The sequence below is a fragment of the Ruegeria sp. ABD4_443 genome (assembly GCF_056160865.1).
Genome location: NZ_JBSWYA010000002.1, coordinates 483,167 through 500,037, shown reverse-complemented (window position 1 = coordinate 500,037; position 16,871 = coordinate 483,167). Strand labels below are relative to the sequence as shown.

At 60.6% G+C, this 16,871-nt stretch carries 17 protein-coding genes; 10 read left to right on the top strand and 7 right to left on the bottom strand.

The annotated features are described in order from the left end of the window. Nucleotides 1–3: 3 nt before the first annotated feature. Complete coding sequence (locus ACXAG8_RS06575; protein ID WP_475222984.1) at nucleotides 4–1,017, top strand: endonuclease/exonuclease/phosphatase family protein; 1,014 nt, start codon at nucleotides 4–6, stop codon at nucleotides 1,015–1,017. Nucleotides 1,018–1,054: 37 nt separating this feature from the next. After that, nucleotides 1,055–1,429: a hypothetical protein gene (locus tag ACXAG8_RS06570; RefSeq protein WP_475222983.1), complete on the top strand. Its 375-nt coding sequence runs from the start codon at nucleotides 1,055–1,057 to the stop codon at nucleotides 1,427–1,429. A gap of 8 nt (nucleotides 1,430–1,437) precedes the next feature. Here ACXAG8_RS06570 and ACXAG8_RS06565 read toward each other — a convergent pair whose 3' ends face one another. Genes ACXAG8_RS06565 through ACXAG8_RS06555 form a run of 3 tightly spaced genes read right to left on the bottom strand, consistent with a single transcriptional unit; the run spans nucleotide 1,438 to nucleotide 4,795 of the window. Then, nucleotides 1,438–2,982 (bottom strand): Ppx/GppA family phosphatase, encoded by a 1,545-nt coding sequence (locus ACXAG8_RS06565; RefSeq protein WP_475222981.1) that lies wholly within the window; start codon nucleotides 2,980–2,982, stop codon nucleotides 1,438–1,440. 49 nt (nucleotides 2,983–3,031) lie between these two features. After that, nucleotides 3,032–3,721, bottom strand: a complete 690-nt coding sequence (locus ACXAG8_RS06560) for a P-loop NTPase family protein (RefSeq protein ID WP_475222979.1) — start codon at nucleotides 3,719–3,721, stop codon at nucleotides 3,032–3,034. Then, nucleotides 3,722–4,795 carry an AI-2E family transporter gene (locus ACXAG8_RS06555; protein WP_475222977.1) on the bottom strand — a complete coding sequence of 358 codons (1,074 nt, stop codon included), beginning with the start codon at nucleotides 4,793–4,795 and terminating at the stop codon, nucleotides 3,722–3,724. Nucleotides 4,796–5,111: 316 nt separating this feature from the next. Here ACXAG8_RS06555 and proS point away from each other — a divergent pair, with 316 nt between their 5' ends. Both proS and ACXAG8_RS06545 read left to right on the top strand, forming a co-directional pair. Beyond that, nucleotides 5,112–6,458: a proline--tRNA ligase gene (gene proS / locus ACXAG8_RS06550; RefSeq protein WP_475222975.1), complete on the top strand. Its 1,347-nt coding sequence runs from the start codon at nucleotides 5,112–5,114 to the stop codon at nucleotides 6,456–6,458. Nucleotide 6,459: 1 nt separating this feature from the next. After that, nucleotides 6,460–7,380, top strand: coding sequence for a glycosyltransferase (locus ACXAG8_RS06545; RefSeq protein ID WP_475222973.1), 921 nt, complete (start codon nucleotides 6,460–6,462; stop codon nucleotides 7,378–7,380). Nucleotides 7,381–7,496: 116 nt separating this feature from the next. Here ACXAG8_RS06545 and ACXAG8_RS06540 read toward each other — a convergent pair whose 3' ends face one another. Then, nucleotides 7,497–7,850: a hypothetical protein gene (locus tag ACXAG8_RS06540; RefSeq protein ID WP_475222971.1), complete on the bottom strand. Its 354-nt coding sequence runs from the start codon at nucleotides 7,848–7,850 to the stop codon at nucleotides 7,497–7,499. Between the two features lie 329 nt (nucleotides 7,851–8,179). Between ACXAG8_RS06540 and ACXAG8_RS06535 the strand changes: the two genes are divergently transcribed. Together ACXAG8_RS06535 and ACXAG8_RS06530 are read left to right on the top strand one after the other, a co-directional pair. Next, complete coding sequence (locus ACXAG8_RS06535; protein ID WP_475222969.1) at nucleotides 8,180–9,466, top strand: lipoprotein-releasing ABC transporter permease subunit; 1,287 nt, start codon at nucleotides 8,180–8,182, stop codon at nucleotides 9,464–9,466. Beyond that, nucleotides 9,459–10,145, top strand: coding sequence for an ABC transporter ATP-binding protein (locus ACXAG8_RS06530; RefSeq protein WP_475222967.1), 687 nt, complete (start codon nucleotides 9,459–9,461; stop codon nucleotides 10,143–10,145). The genes ACXAG8_RS06535 and ACXAG8_RS06530 overlap by 8 nt, the downstream gene beginning before the upstream one ends. Here ACXAG8_RS06530 and ACXAG8_RS06525 read toward each other — a convergent pair. Then, nucleotides 10,129–10,566 (bottom strand): DMT family transporter, encoded by a 438-nt coding sequence (locus ACXAG8_RS06525; RefSeq protein WP_475222965.1) that lies wholly within the window; start codon nucleotides 10,564–10,566, stop codon nucleotides 10,129–10,131. The genes ACXAG8_RS06530 and ACXAG8_RS06525 overlap by 17 nt on opposite strands. Nucleotides 10,567–10,663: 97 nt before the next feature. Between ACXAG8_RS06525 and ACXAG8_RS06520 the strand changes: the two genes are divergently transcribed. Then, a complete protein-coding gene (locus tag ACXAG8_RS06520; RefSeq protein WP_475222963.1) occupies nucleotides 10,664–11,068 on the top strand; it encodes a c-type cytochrome in 405 nt (134 codons plus the stop codon). 3 nt (nucleotides 11,069–11,071) lie between these two features. Here the strand turns inward: ACXAG8_RS06520 and ACXAG8_RS06515 are convergent, their stop codons facing one another. Further along, nucleotides 11,072–11,758, bottom strand: a complete 687-nt coding sequence (locus ACXAG8_RS06515) for a hypothetical protein (protein WP_475222962.1) — start codon at nucleotides 11,756–11,758, stop codon at nucleotides 11,072–11,074. A gap of 42 nt (nucleotides 11,759–11,800) precedes the next feature. Beyond that, nucleotides 11,801–12,463 carry a DNA-3-methyladenine glycosylase I gene (locus ACXAG8_RS06510; RefSeq protein ID WP_475222961.1) on the bottom strand — a complete coding sequence of 221 codons (663 nt, stop codon included), beginning with the start codon at nucleotides 12,461–12,463 and terminating at the stop codon, nucleotides 11,801–11,803. 337 nt (nucleotides 12,464–12,800) lie between these two features. On the opposite strand from ACXAG8_RS06510, the gene ACXAG8_RS06505 reads away from it, so the two are divergent. From ACXAG8_RS06505 to ACXAG8_RS06495, 3 genes are read left to right on the top strand one after another with little or no spacing between them, the layout of a single operon-like run. After that, nucleotides 12,801–13,751, top strand: a complete 951-nt coding sequence (locus ACXAG8_RS06505; protein WP_475222960.1) for an ABC transporter substrate-binding protein — start codon at nucleotides 12,801–12,803, stop codon at nucleotides 13,749–13,751. Nucleotides 13,752–13,761: 10 nt separating this feature from the next. Continuing rightward, entirely contained in the window at nucleotides 13,762–14,811 is a 1,050-nt protein-coding gene (locus ACXAG8_RS06500) for a quaternary amine ABC transporter ATP-binding protein (protein WP_475222958.1), read from the top strand. Beyond that, nucleotides 14,808–16,871: an ABC transporter permease gene (locus tag ACXAG8_RS06495; RefSeq protein ID WP_475222956.1), complete on the top strand. Its 2,064-nt coding sequence runs from the start codon at nucleotides 14,808–14,810 to the stop codon at nucleotides 16,869–16,871. The genes ACXAG8_RS06500 and ACXAG8_RS06495 overlap by 4 nt, the downstream gene beginning before the upstream one ends.

Sequence of the window (16,871 nt, the reverse complement as noted above, 5' to 3'; positions counted from 1 at the left end):
CCGATGCGCCTGGCGACTTATAACGTCGAATGGTTCGCCAATCTTTTTGATCGCGACGACAGGGTGCAGGTGGACGACACATGGTCCGGTCGGCATGACGTTACCAAGGCGCAGCAGGTCGAAGCGATTGCCAAGGTTCTGACCGCAATCGACGCGGATGCGGTGCTGATTGTTGAGGCTCCGAATACCGGCAAGTCTCAGAACACTGTCCGCGCGTTGCAGGGGTATGCCGAAATATTCGACCTGCGGACAACGCATGCGGTCATGGGGTTTGCCAATGATACGCACCAGGAACTTGCCCTGCTGTTTGACCCGGCGGTCCTGGCTGTGCGTCACGATCCGGTGGGGCAGGCTACCAAGGAAGCAGGCAGCCGCGATGCGCCGCGTTTTGATGGTGCGTTTCGAATTGACCTCGACATAGACGCAACCGAAGATCTGGTTCGGTTTTCGAAACCGCCGATGGAACTTGCGGTGACATTGCCGTCGGGTGCGGCCTTTCGCATGATCGGGGCGCATCTCAAGTCAAAGGCCCCGCATGGGGCCGAAACCCGTGACGAAGCCATCCGCATCTCGATTGCCAACCGACGCAAGCAATTGGCCCAGGCCGTTTGGCTGGCGCGACGGGTCGAACAGCACCTTGGCCGGGGGGATGCGGTTGTGCTTTTGGGCGATCTCAACGATGGGCCCGGGCTTGATGAATTCGAGCATCTGTTCGGGCGTTCGTCGGTGGAAATCCTGTTGCAGGCGGGGCTTTATGATCCTCATGCGGCCCGTGCCCATGGGCCGCGGCCGGGGTCGATACCCTCGACCGCGCGGTTTGCGCGCCCCAGCGAGGGCCGGTTTCTTGAGGCGCTACTGGATTACATCATGATCAGCGAAGACCTTCGGTCAAAACGCCCGGAATGGAGGATTTGGCACCCCTTTCGCGACGCCGCGTGCTGGTCGCGACCGGACCTGCGCGACGCGCTTTTGACGGCATCGGACCATTTCCCGGTGACGTTGGACATTGACCTGTGACCTTTCAAGCGCGGCCCGTGCAACCTATATTCGACACATGAAACGGATTTCTCTGATCTGCGCCTTTTCCTTGCTGACGGTTTTGCCTGTGCATGCGCAGGACGACGGTGAGGGCCAATCCCTGATGGAAAGGGGGGCAGAACTGTTCCTGGAAGGGCTGCGCAAGGAAATGGAGCCCGCAATAGACGACCTGATGGGAATGGCCGAGCAATTTGGCCCGGCCATGCAGTCCTTTCTTCAGGAGATGGGCCCGGCTTTGGCCGAGATGGCCGAACAGGTGCAGGATTGGAGCAAGTACGAAGCGCCCGAGATCTTGCCGAATGGTGACATCATCATTCGCAGAAAACCCGACCAGCCCGCACCGGAACCCAATGCGACCCCCGAGGTGCCGCAGGGCGAAATAGATATCTGATCGTTGCGTTACTGCCGCGTGATTACACGGGTCTGCGATTTCAGAGCGTTGGCAAGCGAATTCAGGCGGGCCTCGGCGACTTCGGTGAACAGGGGCTTGGCCGCAGCCGGAAGAAGCAGCTCAAGTTCGCGCTTTTTGGGATAGAATCTGAGACGGCCCATCGCGGTGTCGTTCTGCATCCACAGCATTGCGCCAAATCGCATCGCCTTGCCAAGAATTTCGGCTTGCTTCTGGTCGCGCTCGTCCAGCAATTCGTAAAGCGGTGCAAACCGGTTGCCTTCGCGCTTGTTCCGGTATCGGTGTTGCAGCGCCAGCCCGATATAGACCCGTTCAGAATGTTTCAGCCCGCCAAGGTTGGCGCGGGTTACATTGTCGAAACAGACCTCGGCGCGGTAATCGGGATGCGCGCGCCAACTGACGTCGTGCAACAGGCAGGCGGCCTTGATCAGCCGCACGCGCGCTGGCGGGGCCGAGCGGAACAGGGGCATCACAAAGTCAAACAGATGCCGGCCGAAACCGGGCAGGCGGGCATCCTTGGCTTCGGAAAAGCGGCTTGCCTCGATCAGGGGGTCGCGGTCCCGCAGGATCTGCGGCATTTGTTCGTACAGCAACCCTTCGCGAATTCCATAGCTTGAAATTGCGATATCCTTTGGCTTGAAGGTGCGGACCAGCCTTGCCAGAACATCCATCGCGTATGGGATCAGGGCCATGCGGGAACTGGAAACACCAGCCTGGCCGCGCAGCTTTTCCATGTCGTTCTTTTCAATGAACTTGATCGTTTCGCGGACCTGTTTGGTGGTCATCCGGTATTCGTGAAGGACGTTCAGAGGATACCCGCGCCGCAACATGTCCAGGCGGGCAAAGGCGCGCCAGCTGCCTCCGACCAGAAACAGGCGGTCGCGCTGCGGCCCCATCTGGTCGCGCAGGGTTTCGATCGTGTGCTTGATATGGGCCTTCCGAGCCCGCCGTCCGCCCTTGATATCCCGCAGCTTTAGCGGCCCCAGCGGGGAGGTGACACAGGCGCCGACATCGCCGTCCCCGATTTCGGCCAGTTCCATGGACGAGCCGCCGATATCGCAGATCAACCCATAGGCACCGGGCCAGCCCAGCAATACGCCCTGTGCTGACAGGCGCGCCTCTTCCGCGCCGTCGATCACGGAAATCGAAAGGCCGGTTTCCGCCTTGACCTGTTCGCAGAACTCGGGGCCGTCCTCGGCCTCGCGCACTGCGGCTGTTGCCACGGCGTGCAATCCCGGCAGCCCAAGGTCCGTGGCCAGATGCTGAAACCGCCGCAATGCCGCCAATGCGCGTATGCGGCCGCTTGGGTTCAGGCGGCCGGTCTCGGACAGCCCCGCGCCAAGTTCACACATGACCTTTTCGTTGAAAAAGTAAGCGGGCGACCGTGCGGCACCATCGAAAATGACCATCCTGACCGAGTTCGATCCGATGTCCACGACGCCGACGCGCGACAGGTCGCGGGTTTCCGGATCGTTGATCAACGGTTTGCCGAAGGTCCCCCAACTGGGAATATTCGAGGCGACGTTTTGATTCATGTCCATCCCAGCGTTTCCATCCGCAGGATGCGAAATCGACGGTTTCGGGTCAATCGTCTGCATCGGGATCATTGTCGCATGCGGCCAGTACGCGCATGGCCAGCTTTCGCGTGATTTCGCGCTTTTCCGCAAGCGCAAGCCTGTCCAGCTGCTCGACGACCTCGGCGGCGCGTTCGAACCGCCGGTCCATATGCCGCACCAGATATGTCAGAACATCCGGTCCAGGCGTCAATTGACGGTCCAGGAACAGTTTGGCCAGGACCGCGCCCAAAAGCGCGTCATCGGGCAGTTCGAGCGCGGCGTGGTGCGCCCCCTCGACCCGGCTTTGCAGGTCCGGCAGGTCAAGCTGCCAGAACCGGGGCGCCAGCCTGCCGGTCATCAAAATCGCGTTTCCTTCGGCCAGGACCAGATTGTGCAGGTGAAACAAAGCGTTTTGCTGATTGGCGTCTTGCGAGATCAGCGGGACGTCCTCGACCACCACAGGCGTCCGGGCCAGTTCGGGGATATCCGCCTCGTCAATATCCTTGGCCTGAACGATCCGCGCCCCGCTTGCGGCGGCCCAGACATGTGCAAGATGGGTCTTGCCCGATTTGGCGGGGCCCGTCAGGACAAGCTTGTTGCCGGGCCAGGAATTGGCCGAAATCATCGCGACGGCCAGCGCGTTCGCGGGGGATACGAAAAAGTCCTCGCGCCCCAGCGCGGTCTTGGCTGGAAGATCAAAGCTCAGCTGCGTCGCCATTCAGTCGTCTTTCAGTTCCGTCGCTTCCAGCCCGGTATAAAGGCGGCTGGCGAAATATTGCGCGGCACCAAACCGCGCAAGAACGCCCAGGGCTGCGGCAACGGGGACGGCAACAAGCATCCCGACAAAGCCGAAAAGGGCGCCGAAAACCGACAAGGCCAGCAGCAGCCAAACGGGGTGCAATCCCACCGAGCTTCCGACCAGCTTGGGCGTCAGAAAATTGCCCTCGGTCACCTGGCCCAACGCAAAGATCCCGGCCACAAGTCCGATGGACGTCCAGTCGCCCCAGAACTGGAACATGGCAAGCCCAATGGCCAGTGTTCCCCCGATCAGCGCGCCCAGATAGGGAATAAAGGTGACAAGCCCGGCGATGAACCCGACCACAAGCCCGAATTGAAGCCCCACCGCCATAAGCGCCACCGCATAATAGGTGCCCAGGATCAGGCAGACGGTTCCCATACCGCGCACGAACGAGGCCAGGACATTGTCGATGTCACCCGCCAGCCGCCGGATGACCGGGGCGTGATCGCGCGGCAGCAATTCGTCGATCCGTTCGATCATGCGGTCCCAGTCCAGTAGCAGATAGACAGACACCACGGGTACGATGACCAGCAGGACAACCACGTTGATCGCCGACCCCAACGAGGCCACGACGGTTTGCAGCACGTCCCCGGTCTTTGCCTTGAGCGATTCGCCGAACGAAACCAGGAACTGGTGGGTGTTGGATTCGGCGTCCAGGATTGCCGGGAACTGCCGCTCGATGAATGATCGCAGTTCCTTGAACAGGCTTGGCAGGACATCGACCAGGTCGATCAATTGCGTGATCAGGGTTGGAACAACCATCACGATCATCATCACGAACAGCAAGACGCCAATGACGGTGATTATCGCGGTCGCGGCCACGCGCGTCAGCCCGAGTTTTTCCAGCCGGTCGGCAACAGGGTCCAGGAAATAGGCAATGGCCCCGCCGATCACAAACGGCAGCAAGACATCCCCCAGCAACCACAAAACAAGGACGAATATCGCCGTGGCCAGCCCCCAATACCTTAGCTGGTCCTTTACGGGCAATGCCATCGATCCGTTCCTCACTGCGGTTCTTGACCATGTTCTTGGCGCATGCCGTCGCATGATGCAAGCCATTCATGGGGTGTTTTCGTCGGCAGATCAATGGGCTGACCCGCCGGGGCAGAGGCGGGCGAACCCTTGTGGCCGGCACAAGGTCACCGGTCGCGGCCGGACGGGCCCGCCCATGCGTAGCGCTGCCGCTTCGGTATCGGTGCAAATGGAACACGGACAGGTCGCGGCGCACAAAACAGGCAAAGGCTGATTGCCCCCGGCGGGGCTTTGTCATAATCACCTTTCAGTGACTTTTACCGCTCAGGGAACAACAATGCGTCTCAGCCGTTACTTTCTGCCCGTTCTCAAAGAGAACCCGTCCGAGGCCCAGATCGTCAGCCATCGCCTGATGTTGCGCGCCGGAATGATCAAGCAGGCAGCCGCCGGGATCTATTCATGGTTGCCGCTGGGCTTCAAGGTGCTGCGCAAGCTGGAAAACATCGTACATGAAGAGCAGGCGCGGGCCGGGCACATCGCGATCCAGATGCCTATCCTGCAATCGGCGGACCTGTGGCGGGAATCGGGGCGCTATGATGATTACGGCCAGGAAATGCTGCGCATGCAGGACCGCCACGGGCGCGACATGCTGTTTACGCCCACGGCCGAGGAATTGGTGACCGATATCTTCCGCGGTCACATCAGCAGCTACAAGGACCTGCCGCTGACGCTTTACCAGATCCAGTGGAAATTCCGCGATGAAATCCGCCCGCGCTTTGGCGTGATGCGGGGCCGCGAATTCTACATGAAGGACGGCTATAATTTCGATCTGACCAAAGAAGACGCGCTGCACGCGTATAACCGCCATCTGGTCAGCTATCTGCGCACCTATGAGCGTATGGGCCTGCAAGCCATTCCGATGCGCGCGGATTCAGGGCCCATTGGCGGCGATGACACGCATGAATTCCTGGTGCTGGCCGAAACCGGCGAGTCCGAGGTGTTCTATGACAGCGCCGTTACCGACCTGACCTTTGGCGACCGCGACATCGACTATGACAATCGCGACCAGTGCCAGGCGATCCTTGAAGAGTTCACCTCGAAATACGCCCGGACCGATGAAACCCACGATGAGGCGCTGTTCAACCAGATCCCGGACGAGCGCCGCCGCGTAGCGCGCGGGATCGAAGTCGGCCAGATTTTCTATTTCGGCACCAAGTATTCCGAAGCCATGGGCGCGACCGTTCAAGGCCCCGATGGCAAGCCGGTTCCGGTGCATATGGGCAGCCACGGGATCGGTGTCAGCCGCCTGATCGGCGCAATCATCGAGGCCAGCCATGATGACAAGGGCATCATCTGGCCCGAAGGCGTGACACCGTTCCATTGCGGGATCGTGAACCTCAAACAGGGGGACGACCAAGCCGATGCGGCCTGCGAAAGCCTGTATGCGGCGCTGACCGCACTTGGCCTTGAACCGCTTTATGATGACCGCAACGAAAGGGCAGGCGGCAAGTTTGCCACGATGGACCTGATCGGTCTTCCCTGGCGGATCACCGTTGGCCCGCGTGGCTTGAAAAACGGTGTTGTCGAACTGACCAGCCGCCGTACCGGTGAAAGCGAGGAGCTGAGCCCCGAAGCGGCTGTCGCCAGGATTGCCGAAATTTACCAACTGACCGTTAGCACCTGATATGGTCGCCTGCGACAGCAACCTTCCTACGGTTTCTATTGTTACCGTGACGCGCAACCTCATTGACGACGGGCGAACCGAAGCAATTCGGGTCGCGCTGGAGGCGGCTCAAGCGCAAGGCGATGCAATAGTCGAACACGTCATCTGGGACGGGGCGTCGACCGATGGAACCGTTGCGCTGCTCAAAGGGCTGATCGCAGAAATCGAGGCGCGCCCAAGCTTTGTGCCAATCCGGTTTCAAAGCTTGCCGGACAAAAACCTGTACGACGCCATGAACCGGGCGGTCGCGATTTGTTCGGGCGATTACGTGATCTTCCTGAACTCGGATGATTCCCTGGTGTCGCCGGACTGTGTACAGAAAGCACGGGAAGAGATCGGGACAGGGCGGCCGGATTTTTGTTTCGGGCGCACTATTTTTGTTGAAAAAGACGGAACCCGGCGTCTTTCGAGACAACGAACGGTGCATTCAATTTTGCAGCGCATCCCCTTCAGCCACAACTCGACCCTGCTTCGGCGAGACGTGTTCGAACGTTTTGGGGGTCACGACGTGGAGCTCCGCATCGTGGCCGATTACGATCTGGTTCTTCGCATGCTGTTTTCGGATTGCAGGTATCAGATGCTGTCCGTTCCAATTTCGGTATTTCATCACGGCGGCGTATCAGCAGACCAGGTCAAGGCGGCCCATGAAATGGCCAAGAGCTGGCAGAAAAACTATGCGCCGTATTTTGGCGGGAAAACATATACCGAAAGTGAGATGCTGAACTGGTTTAGGACAGGTCAGCTTCCGCTGGGTTTCTGCCTATCCCTGTTGCGAAAGTCCTGGCACCGGCCGCAGTTGCGGAAGGCGGCCATGCATAGTTTGAAAGTGACCTTGCGACGCAAGCTTCAGCCTTGGCGCACCTGGGATTACTTTTCGGACTAGGTCGGGCATCTGGCCGGACGACAAGGCCCGTGTCCTTGAAGCGGGTTCACGGGCAAAGCGAACCGTCGGGCAAGGGATCAACAAGACCCAAGCCACCGTCCGCCCCGCAAGGTTTCCTACTGTGGGCTTGGACGTTCCGCCAGGATGTCGCCATCGGCGTTGTTGCCGCGCGCCACCACGATCGGACGACCCAGTCGGCGAACCAGATCCCTGAATTCAAAGCCCAGAAAGTTCAACCCGCAAACCCTTGCATCGGTTGTGCGATCCGTGACGCACAGACGTCCGCTTCGGAATGCCAGGCGATATCCCTTTCCTTTCAGGATTTCAGCCAGGTTCGACCAGCTTGCTGCGCCGGAAAAAATGGGGCGCATTGCAGCCCGCAACAAAGCGGCTGTTTCGCAATCCAGTTCGGTTGTCTTGATTGGGGCCCAGCTTAATGCTGATCCTTCCATTTCCTTTTGAATACCCATGAGCGGCCTCCGCCCTAACTCTTAACAATGTGTTCCCCCATCAACAGGGTGCCAAAGTTTCTGAAAATAATCAAAATACGAAATAAAATTATCCCAGATGCGTTGCAATTTGAGTTCAGTTCTGGCTGGAACACTCACATTGACTTGATATAGGAAACAATTCCCGCTGTCTGTGAAGGGCTTCACAACCAAGGGTATAGGCCGTTGTCCGGGTTCGCGCCTTGGCATCCCGGCAATGATACCCCTGTAAAGGGTTGTGATTCGACAAACGGGTTGACCATTTTGGCAAATGCCGAAACTGTCGCGCGAAACAAAAAGCCGGAGCAGGAATGGCCAGAACACCCCCACCATTTGCCCCATTCGAATGGAAAATCGCCTGGCGCTATTTGCGTGCCCGCCGTGCCGAGGGCGGCGTCAGTGTTATGACTTGGATTTCCCTGATCGGGATTACGCTTGCTGTGTTTGCGCTGATTGCGACGCTGGCCGTTCGTTCGGGTTTTCGGTCCGAATTCGTCGGGACCATCCTGGGTGCCAATGCGCATGTGACGGTCTACTCGGCCGGAGAGGTGGATGCAGGGGGCAATCTGGATCGCAAGATCACCGCCTTTGATGCCATGGCAGGCAATATCGCGCAGGTCCCCGGCGTGGTACGTGCGGCGCCGTTGGTCAAAGGGCAGGTGTTGCTGACCAACCGTGACCGAAGCACCGGCGTCGAGGTGTTCGGTATCCGGCCACAGGACCTGTTCGATTTGCCGGGAATCGCCGACAGCGAACAGGCCTATGGGGACATTGCGCAATTCGAAGAGGGTATCGCCATTGGGTCGGGCGTTGCCCGTGCAATTGGTGCGACGGTCGGGGACACGGTCAAGGTGACCTCGCCAAACGGGGTCAAAACCGCATTTGGAACCTCGCCGCGGGTGAATGCCTATCGGATTGTCTATGTCTTTTCGGCGGGGCGGTATGACATAGACAGAACCCGCGTCTACATGCCTTTTTCCGAAGCCCAGAGCTTTTTCAACCGGGAAGGTGCGGCTGACGAGATCGAGGTTATGGTGGAAAATCCCGAAAATATCGGGCCGGTTCTGATCCCGATCCTTGAGGCCGCAGGCGAGCGGGCGCAGATCTGGACATGGCAGGATGCCTCGGGCGGGTTTCTGCGCGCGCTTGAGGTCGAAGACAACGTGATGTTCATCATCCTGTCCATCCTTGTGCTGATAGCAGCCATGAACATCGTTTCGGGCCTGATCATGCTGGTCAAGAACAAGGGGCGCGACATCGGCATTCTGCGCACGATCGGGTTGAGCGAAGGATCGGTTCTGCGGGTCTTCTTTATCTGCGGGGCGTTTACCGGGATCATCGGAACCGCGCTGGGCGTCATTCTGGGATGCTTGTTCGCCCTTTACATCGACCCGATTTTTTCATTCGTGAATTTCGTCATGGGCGGCGGTGTCTGGGACCCTGCCATTCGCGGGATCTATGCGCTTCCGGCCGAGTTGCACTTGTCGGACGTGCTTAAGGCTGTTGCCCTGTCATTGGGGTTGTCCTTTCTGGTCACCTATTTTCCTGCCCGCCGCGCGGCGCGCCTGAACCCCGTTGAGGCTTTGCGATATGAGTGATGTGACACTTCGGTTGCAGGGGCTGACCAAGACTTATCTTCAGGGCACGCCGGGCGAGGTTCAGGTGTTGCGCGGCGTCGACCTGGAACTGCGCGCGGGCGAGGCGGTGGCACTGGTTGCGCCTTCGGGGGCCGGTAAGTCGACCCTGCTGCACATTGCGGGCCTGCTGGATACGCCCGATGCGGGGGCGGTGGAACTCGGCGGACAGAACGTAACCGGCAAGGGAGACCGGACCCGGACGGCGATCCGGCGTCAGGACGTGGGGTTCGTCTATCAGTTTCACCACCTGTTGCCCGAGTTCACGGCCCTTGAAAACGTGGTTCTGCCGCAATTGGCCAACGGGGCTTCGGCAAGCGCGGCGCAGGACAGGGCCCTGTCGCTGCTGGATCGCGTCGGCGTGGCCGCGCGTGCGGGGCACCGTCCGGCGGCCTTGTCCGGCGGCGAACAGCAGCGGGTGGCGTTCTGCCGTGCATTGGCAAATGCGCCGCGTGTGCTGCTGGCGGACGAGCCGACGGGAAACCTTGATCCCGACACGTCGGATCAGGTCTTTGCCGCGCTGATGGCGCTGGTGCGCGAGGCGGGATTGTCCGCGTTGATTGCGACCCATAACTTGGATCTTGCCGCCCGAATGGATCGGATGGTGCGTCTGGACGGAGGCGTTCTCAGGCCAGTTGCGTAATGGCCACGCCAACGGCCATGACCGCGATGCCGCCGGCCCGTATCCAGGTCAGCGGCGTCACCTGCGCCCCGAACAGCCCAAAATGGTCGATTGCCGCGGTGCTGATCAATTGCCCCAGCAACACGAAGAACACCGCATTTCCGACGCCGAAATGCGGGGCCACATGGGTGATGGACAACACATAAAACGCGATAAGGACACCGGCCAAAAGCAGGTGTTTCGGGGCCTGCCCCAACCGTGCAATCGCCTCGGTTCCGGGGCCGGTCAGCATGACCAGCGCGGATGACGCGAACGCGATGGCAAACAGGATGACCGCGGCAACCGTCGGAGACCCGATCACCTTGCCCAACGCAGCGTTCAGCGCCGCAAGGACCGGCACCCCGATTCCGGCGGCCAACATGATGGCTGCGTATTGTGTCATCGCCGCGCCCCCTCGAACCATTAGCGTTGATCTGGATCATTGCGCCTGAGCCCGCCTCGGGCAACCCTGTTTCTGACCTGCAGGAAGGAGCGAAGCAATGATCCAATCGATACTTGCCACGGTCATGTGTACAGGCGTCATGCTTGCCACTTCGGTGCAGGCACAGGACGCCCGGCGCGGGGCGGAATTGTACCTGCATCACTGCGCAACGTGCCACGGACTGGATGCAAAAGGCCACGGGCCGATGGCCGGGGTCCTTGTGATCCAGCCGACAAACCTGACAGCGCTGTCCGGTCAGGACGGCACATTCCCGACCGCCCGCGTGGTTGCCCGGATTGACGGGCGCGACCCGTTGGTCAGCCATGGCAGCCCCATGCCCGTCTATGGCCCGTATTTCGAAGGTCAGGATACGGCCATCAAGGCACCGACGGGTCAGCCGATCCTGACCAGCATGCCGATCGCCGATCTGGTCGCCTATCTTGAAACCTTGCAGGCAAGCTGAAGGTCAGCTGCAGATCCCGTTCACCTTTGCGCCGCTCCAGGGGATCACGACATCGCTTTCGCGGCGGGTGCCGGGCAGGGATGACAGGTCGAAATGCGGGCTGAGCATCCTGTGCAATCGCCGTGTGCGCGCGGCATCCGGGTCCAGGGCCCGGCAACAGACATATTCTTCGACAATCGCGCCTTGCTGTTCAAAACCGTAGGCAAGGAAATCGGGTGAGGTATCGAGGTCGAACAGGTAGGGGTCTTTTTGCCCGCCATGTTCGGCCGCCGCGCGCAGCGGATGATAGCCGGTAGTCTTGCGGTTCTGCCACTGCCAGACATGCGTCAATTCATGCGCCAGCAACATCGCCGCAATCAGGTGCATCTGCTCGGGGTACTGGGGCATGTAGTCGTCCAGATACCAGTCCTTGGTGAAATAGATGCGGTTGAACAGGGCAACGGCTGCTGGTTTGCCGGTCACGATCTCTTCTTTGACCGGGGGCAGGATACGCTCGCGGCAGGCAAGACGCGGCCGGGTTTCGCGTTTGTAGGTTATGGCGGCGACCGGCGCCCCTTCGACCAGGCGGACCCGGTCCAGGGCCAGGGTGTCGCCGTGTATGTTTCCGGCAAAGGCTTGCTCTTGCGGGGTCAAGGGGCGACCGCAGGAAGCAAAGACCAAAACAAACAAGACCAAAACGAACCGGACCATGCAAGCAAGCCTAAGCGGCTGTGAAATGGCCGCAAGCGAAATTCACAGGCTCATGGCAAGAACACGGCTGATTTCGGTCAGGGATCGGCCGGACTGATCCATCCAGGTGTTGAATGCTGACTGCACGGCGGCCAAGGCCTTTTTCGAGGTTGCGGGTTTGTCGATCACGCCCTCGGCAATCAGGCGGGCGGTCACGTCGCGTGACAGGATGAAACTGTCACGCCCGGCAAAACGCATTGCATATTGTGCCGAGGCGCCGCCCAGACGCGACCCGCGTTGGGCCAGCAGCGCCAGAAGGCCGATGAAATCGGTCGAAGGCCACCCGCCCAGCACCTGACCCGCGCCGCCTTCGTCGCGCAACTCCAGCAAAAAGGCTGCATTCTCGCGGACCGAGGCGATCTTGGTGCCATTGCGCACGATGCGCCTGTCCTGCAGCAAGGCGTCGAACGTTTCGTCATCCATGAAGGCGCACCGCCCGACATCGAACCCGTCAAAGGCGGTTTCGAAACCGTCCCATTTGGATTCGATGACCTTCCAGTTGAATCCGGCCTGAAACACGCATTTCGTAATGATCGACAGCCAGCGATCTTCGGGCGTGTTCACCAGGTCAGCCGTGGGTTTCGGTCTGCTCAGTTTGGCCTCCAAAGCCTCGGCCCCGCCATGGCGGGCGGCGGCAATTCCGTAAATGCTGTCAAAATGCTGCATGGCTGGTCCTCGCTGGCACCAAGTGTTGCCTTTTTGTTCCTATCTGACAAGGCAAATTTCCTGCGCGGCACCAAGGAAAGATGATTTATAATTGACTGGTCAATCAACATCCGGCACCTTGCGGCGTCAATGATGTAGGGGTCATGGCGCGATGGTCGGCAAAGGCGCGGGGTGCGAAGCACCCGGGCTGTTCTGGAATTTGGGTGCGGATGAACTGTTCCCTTTCCATTCCTGCCCGAAATTGTGCATGTTGGCGCTCGACACCTTTGTCAGGGACCGCCCGAGGCAGTTAACGGCTGACACGCGGGCTGTAAAAACAGAACAGGGAGAAAGACAAATGAAAAAACTCAGCGTAAGCCTGCTGGCCATTGCCGTTGCCGGGGCGGCCCAGTCCGCCGAAATGGGCGCTGTGGATGAGCCGATCAAGCTGGCGATCAACGAATGGACCGGTCAGCATGTCACGACCCATGTGGCGGCAGAGATGCTGAAAGCTGCGGGGTACCAGGTCGAATTCGTAACCGCCGGGATGTTGAACCAGTTCCAGGCGCTGGCCGACGGGGATATTGATGCAACGCTTGAGATCTGGTCGTCGAACGTGTCGGACGAGTATGCCAAGAAAGTCGACGAGGGCACCGTGGTCGAGATCGGTGATCTGGGCCTTGATGCCAAGGAAGGCATTGCCTATCCCGCGCATGTGGCCGATCTGTGCCCGGGCCTGCCTGCCTGGGAAGCTTTGAAAGATTGCGCGCAGGTTTTCGCCACCGCGGAAACCTTGCCCGGCGGCCGTCTGGTCGATTACCCGGCCGATTGGGGCACGCCCGGCGCGGATCGCATGACCGGGCTTGATCTGCCGTTCAAGGCCATCCCTGCAGGTTCCGAAGGTGCGCTGATCGCGGAACTGCGCGCGTCGACCGAACGCAAGTCGCCGCTGCTGATCACCTTCTGGCAACCGCATTGGGCAATGTCCGCCTATGACGTGCAATTCGTCGATCTGCCCGCAGGCGAAGAGGCGTGTTTTACCGATCCCGCATGGGGCCCGAACCCGAACGCGGTAAACGATTGTGACTTTGCCCCGTCGCGCATCTTCAAAGCCGGTTGGAGCGGCATGGAAGACAAATGGCCGGCCGCTTATGAAATCCTGTCCAACTATCAGTTGGCGGTCGAAGACCAGCAGCCGATGATGGGTGCGATCGACGTCGATGGCGGCGCGGTCGAAGAGGTCGTCGCGGCGTGGATGGCCGACAACGAGGACAAATGGCGCCCGGTTGTCGACGCGGCCACTCAGTGAGCGGGCATCCGTGACCGAAGCGAAAACGCCAGCCATCGCCTGCCGGAATCTCTGGCAGGTGTTTGGCCAAGGCGCAGACAAAGCCCTGACCGACGCGTTGTCTCGGTCAGGGAATGACGCCGACGCAGCCGCCACCGACTTGCGGGAAAACGGGTTCATCCCCGCCGTGCAGGACGCCAATTTCGAAGTTCACGAGGGCGAGCTGTTCGTCATCATGGGGCTTTCGGGGTCGGGCAAGTCCACTCTGATCCGCTGTATCTCGCAATTGCTGCCCGGAACGGGCGGTGAAATCCGTGTGGCTGGCGAGAACGTCATGGGTGCGTCCAAGAAAGCCCTGACCGACCTGCGCCGCAAAAAGCTGGGCATGGTGTTCCAGCATTTCGGGCTGTTCCCGCATATGACCGTGGCCGAAAACGTGGCCTATCCGCTGCGCGTGCAGGGTGTGGGCAAAAAGGAACGTCTGGCGCGGGCGCAAGAGGTGATCTCGCTGGTTGGTCTTGAGGGGCGCGAAGACAGTTTTCCCCGGCAATTGTCCGGCGGTCAGCGTCAGCGCGTCGGCATCGCCCGCAGCCTTGCCGTGAACCCCGATATCTGGTTCCTGGACGAGCCGTTCAGCGCGCTTGACCCGTTGATCCGCCGCCAGTTGCAGGATGAGTTCCTGCGTATTCAGGCGACGTTGAAGAAATCCATCGTGTTCATCACCCACGACATTCAAGAGGCGCTGAAGCTGGCCGACCGTATCGCCATCATGCGCGACGGCAAGATTGTGCAGATCGGCACACCTACGGAAATCGTGCTGCGTCCGGTCGACGACTATGTGCGCGAGTTTTCCAAGGACGTGGCCAAAGGCCAGCACGCCAAGGTTGCCTCGGTCATGCGGGACGAGGCCGAATGCGGCCCCGATGACCCCGGCCTGACCACGGGCATGACGCTGGATGCCGCGCTGGCGCATTGCATGGAACTGTACGAACCCGTGCCTGTGCGCGATGCCAGTGGCAAGGTTGTCGGCACCGTTCACCCGTCCGATCTGGCGGCGGCGTTGCAGGTGGATGAGGCATGACGGCCGTGGCGGACATCCCCGCGCACCAGGCGCGCCTGACCGCAGGCGCGCAGGCGGCGTTGATCACGGTGATCGTTGGTGCGGTGTGCCTGGCGCTGGAAGGTGTGGCCCCGTGGCTGATCAAATGGCCCGCCGCGTGGGAACTGCCCGCAACCCAGTGGGTCGGGGCGTTTCTGGACTGGTTTCTGAACGGCATCAAACCGGTGATGCGGTTGTTTTCCGACCTTATGACCTATCCGATGGACTGGGCCAATTTTGTGCTGGGCAAAACACCCTGGCCGATCCTGATTGGAATTGTCACCGCTTTGGGGTGGTACCTGGGCGGGTTGCCGATGGCTGCGCTTGGGTTCCTGGGGCTCGGCTTTGTGCTGGCCTCGGGCTATTGGGCCGAAAGCATGAATACGCTGGCGCTGGTGGCTGTATCGGTCCCCGTGGCGCTGATCATGGGCGGAGCGATAGGCATTTTGGCCAACGAGGTGCCGCGGGTGAAGGCCTTTGTGCAGGCGCTGCTGGACGTGATGCAGACGGTGCCGACCTTTGCCTATCTGACGCCCTTGCTGCTGCTCTTTGGCTTTGGTCCTGTGGTGGGTCTGATTGCCTCGGCCATCTACGCCGCACCGCCAATGGCGCGCAACGTGATGCTGGGGCTTGAGCGGGTCGAGCCCGAGATCAAAGAAGCCGCAATCATGTCCGGCGGCACCCGGTTCCAGCAACTGTTTCAGGTAGAAATCCCCGCCGCCACGACGCAGATCATGGTCGGTGTGAACCAATGCCTGATGGCTGCGCTGTCGATGGTGATCATCGCCGCCGTCATCGGCGGGTTCAATGATATCGGGTGGGAGGTCCTGCTGACCATGCGCAAGGCGCAGTTCGGGGAATCGCTGACAGCCGGGCTGGTCATTGTCGTTTTTGCTGTCGTCATCGACCGGATGAGCGGCACGCTGGCGACCGAGCGCAAACGTTATGATCGTCGGGTCGTCTGGGCGATTCTGGGGTTTGCTGTCCTGTTCACCCTTGCCTTTTGGGCGCTGTTGCCCAACCCGTCAGAGCTGACCCTGCTGGACCCGATGACCGACGCGATTGACAGCGGCCTGACCGCGTTCACGCAGGCCAACGGGCCGTGGCTGGATGCGCTCAAGAACAACTCGTTGTTCTATGTGCTGCTGCCGCTGCGGATTGGTCTGGATCAGGCGGTGCTGCCGTTTACATGGGGTTTCCAGTGGACGCCTGGCATGAGCTATGGCCTGTTTGCCGCTGGCGCCGTGATTGCCCTGCTGATGGCCTGGCGCGGGCATCTGACCGGGGGGCTGATCGTGCTGATCCTGATCGGCATGCTGGAAACCGGTATCGCCAACCTGCCATGGCCCTTTGTTCTGACCGGAGCTGCCGCACTGGGCTGGGTCGCAGGCGGCTGGCGTCTGGCGGCGCTGTCTGTGGGCCTGCTGTGCACCATCCTGGTCTCGGGGCTGTGGGAACGCGCCTTGCTGTCGCTGTACCTCAGCGGTGCGGCGGTGTTTTCCTGCGCGGTGGTTGGCGGGCTGATCGGTCTGGCCAGCGCGGTTTGGTCGCCGGTCTGGAAAGTGGTGCGCCCGATCTGCGACATGCTGCAGACGATCCCGCTGTTCGTGTTCCTGATCCCGGTGCTGATGGTGTTCCAGATTGGCGAATTCTCGGCCTTTCTGGCGATCTGCGCCTATGCCGTCGTCCCGATGATCCGCTATACGCGGCACGGGCTGGTGAACACGCCGGACGAGATGATGGAGGCCGCCATATCCAGCGGCGCGACCGAATGGCAGATCATGCGCGACGTGCGCGCGCCCTATGCCGCGCCCACGATCCTGCTGGGGTTGAACCAGACCATCCTCTATGCCTTTGCGATGCTGGTGATCGCGGCGCTGATCGGCACCACCGGTCTGGGCCAGTCGATCTATCTGGCACTGGGACAGGCGGATGTGGGGCTTGGCATCTCGGCAGGCGCTGCGATGGCCATTCTGGCGCTGATCGCCGATCGCATGGTGCAGGGCTTTGCCGAGGAACGGCGCAAGGCGCTGGGCCTTTGA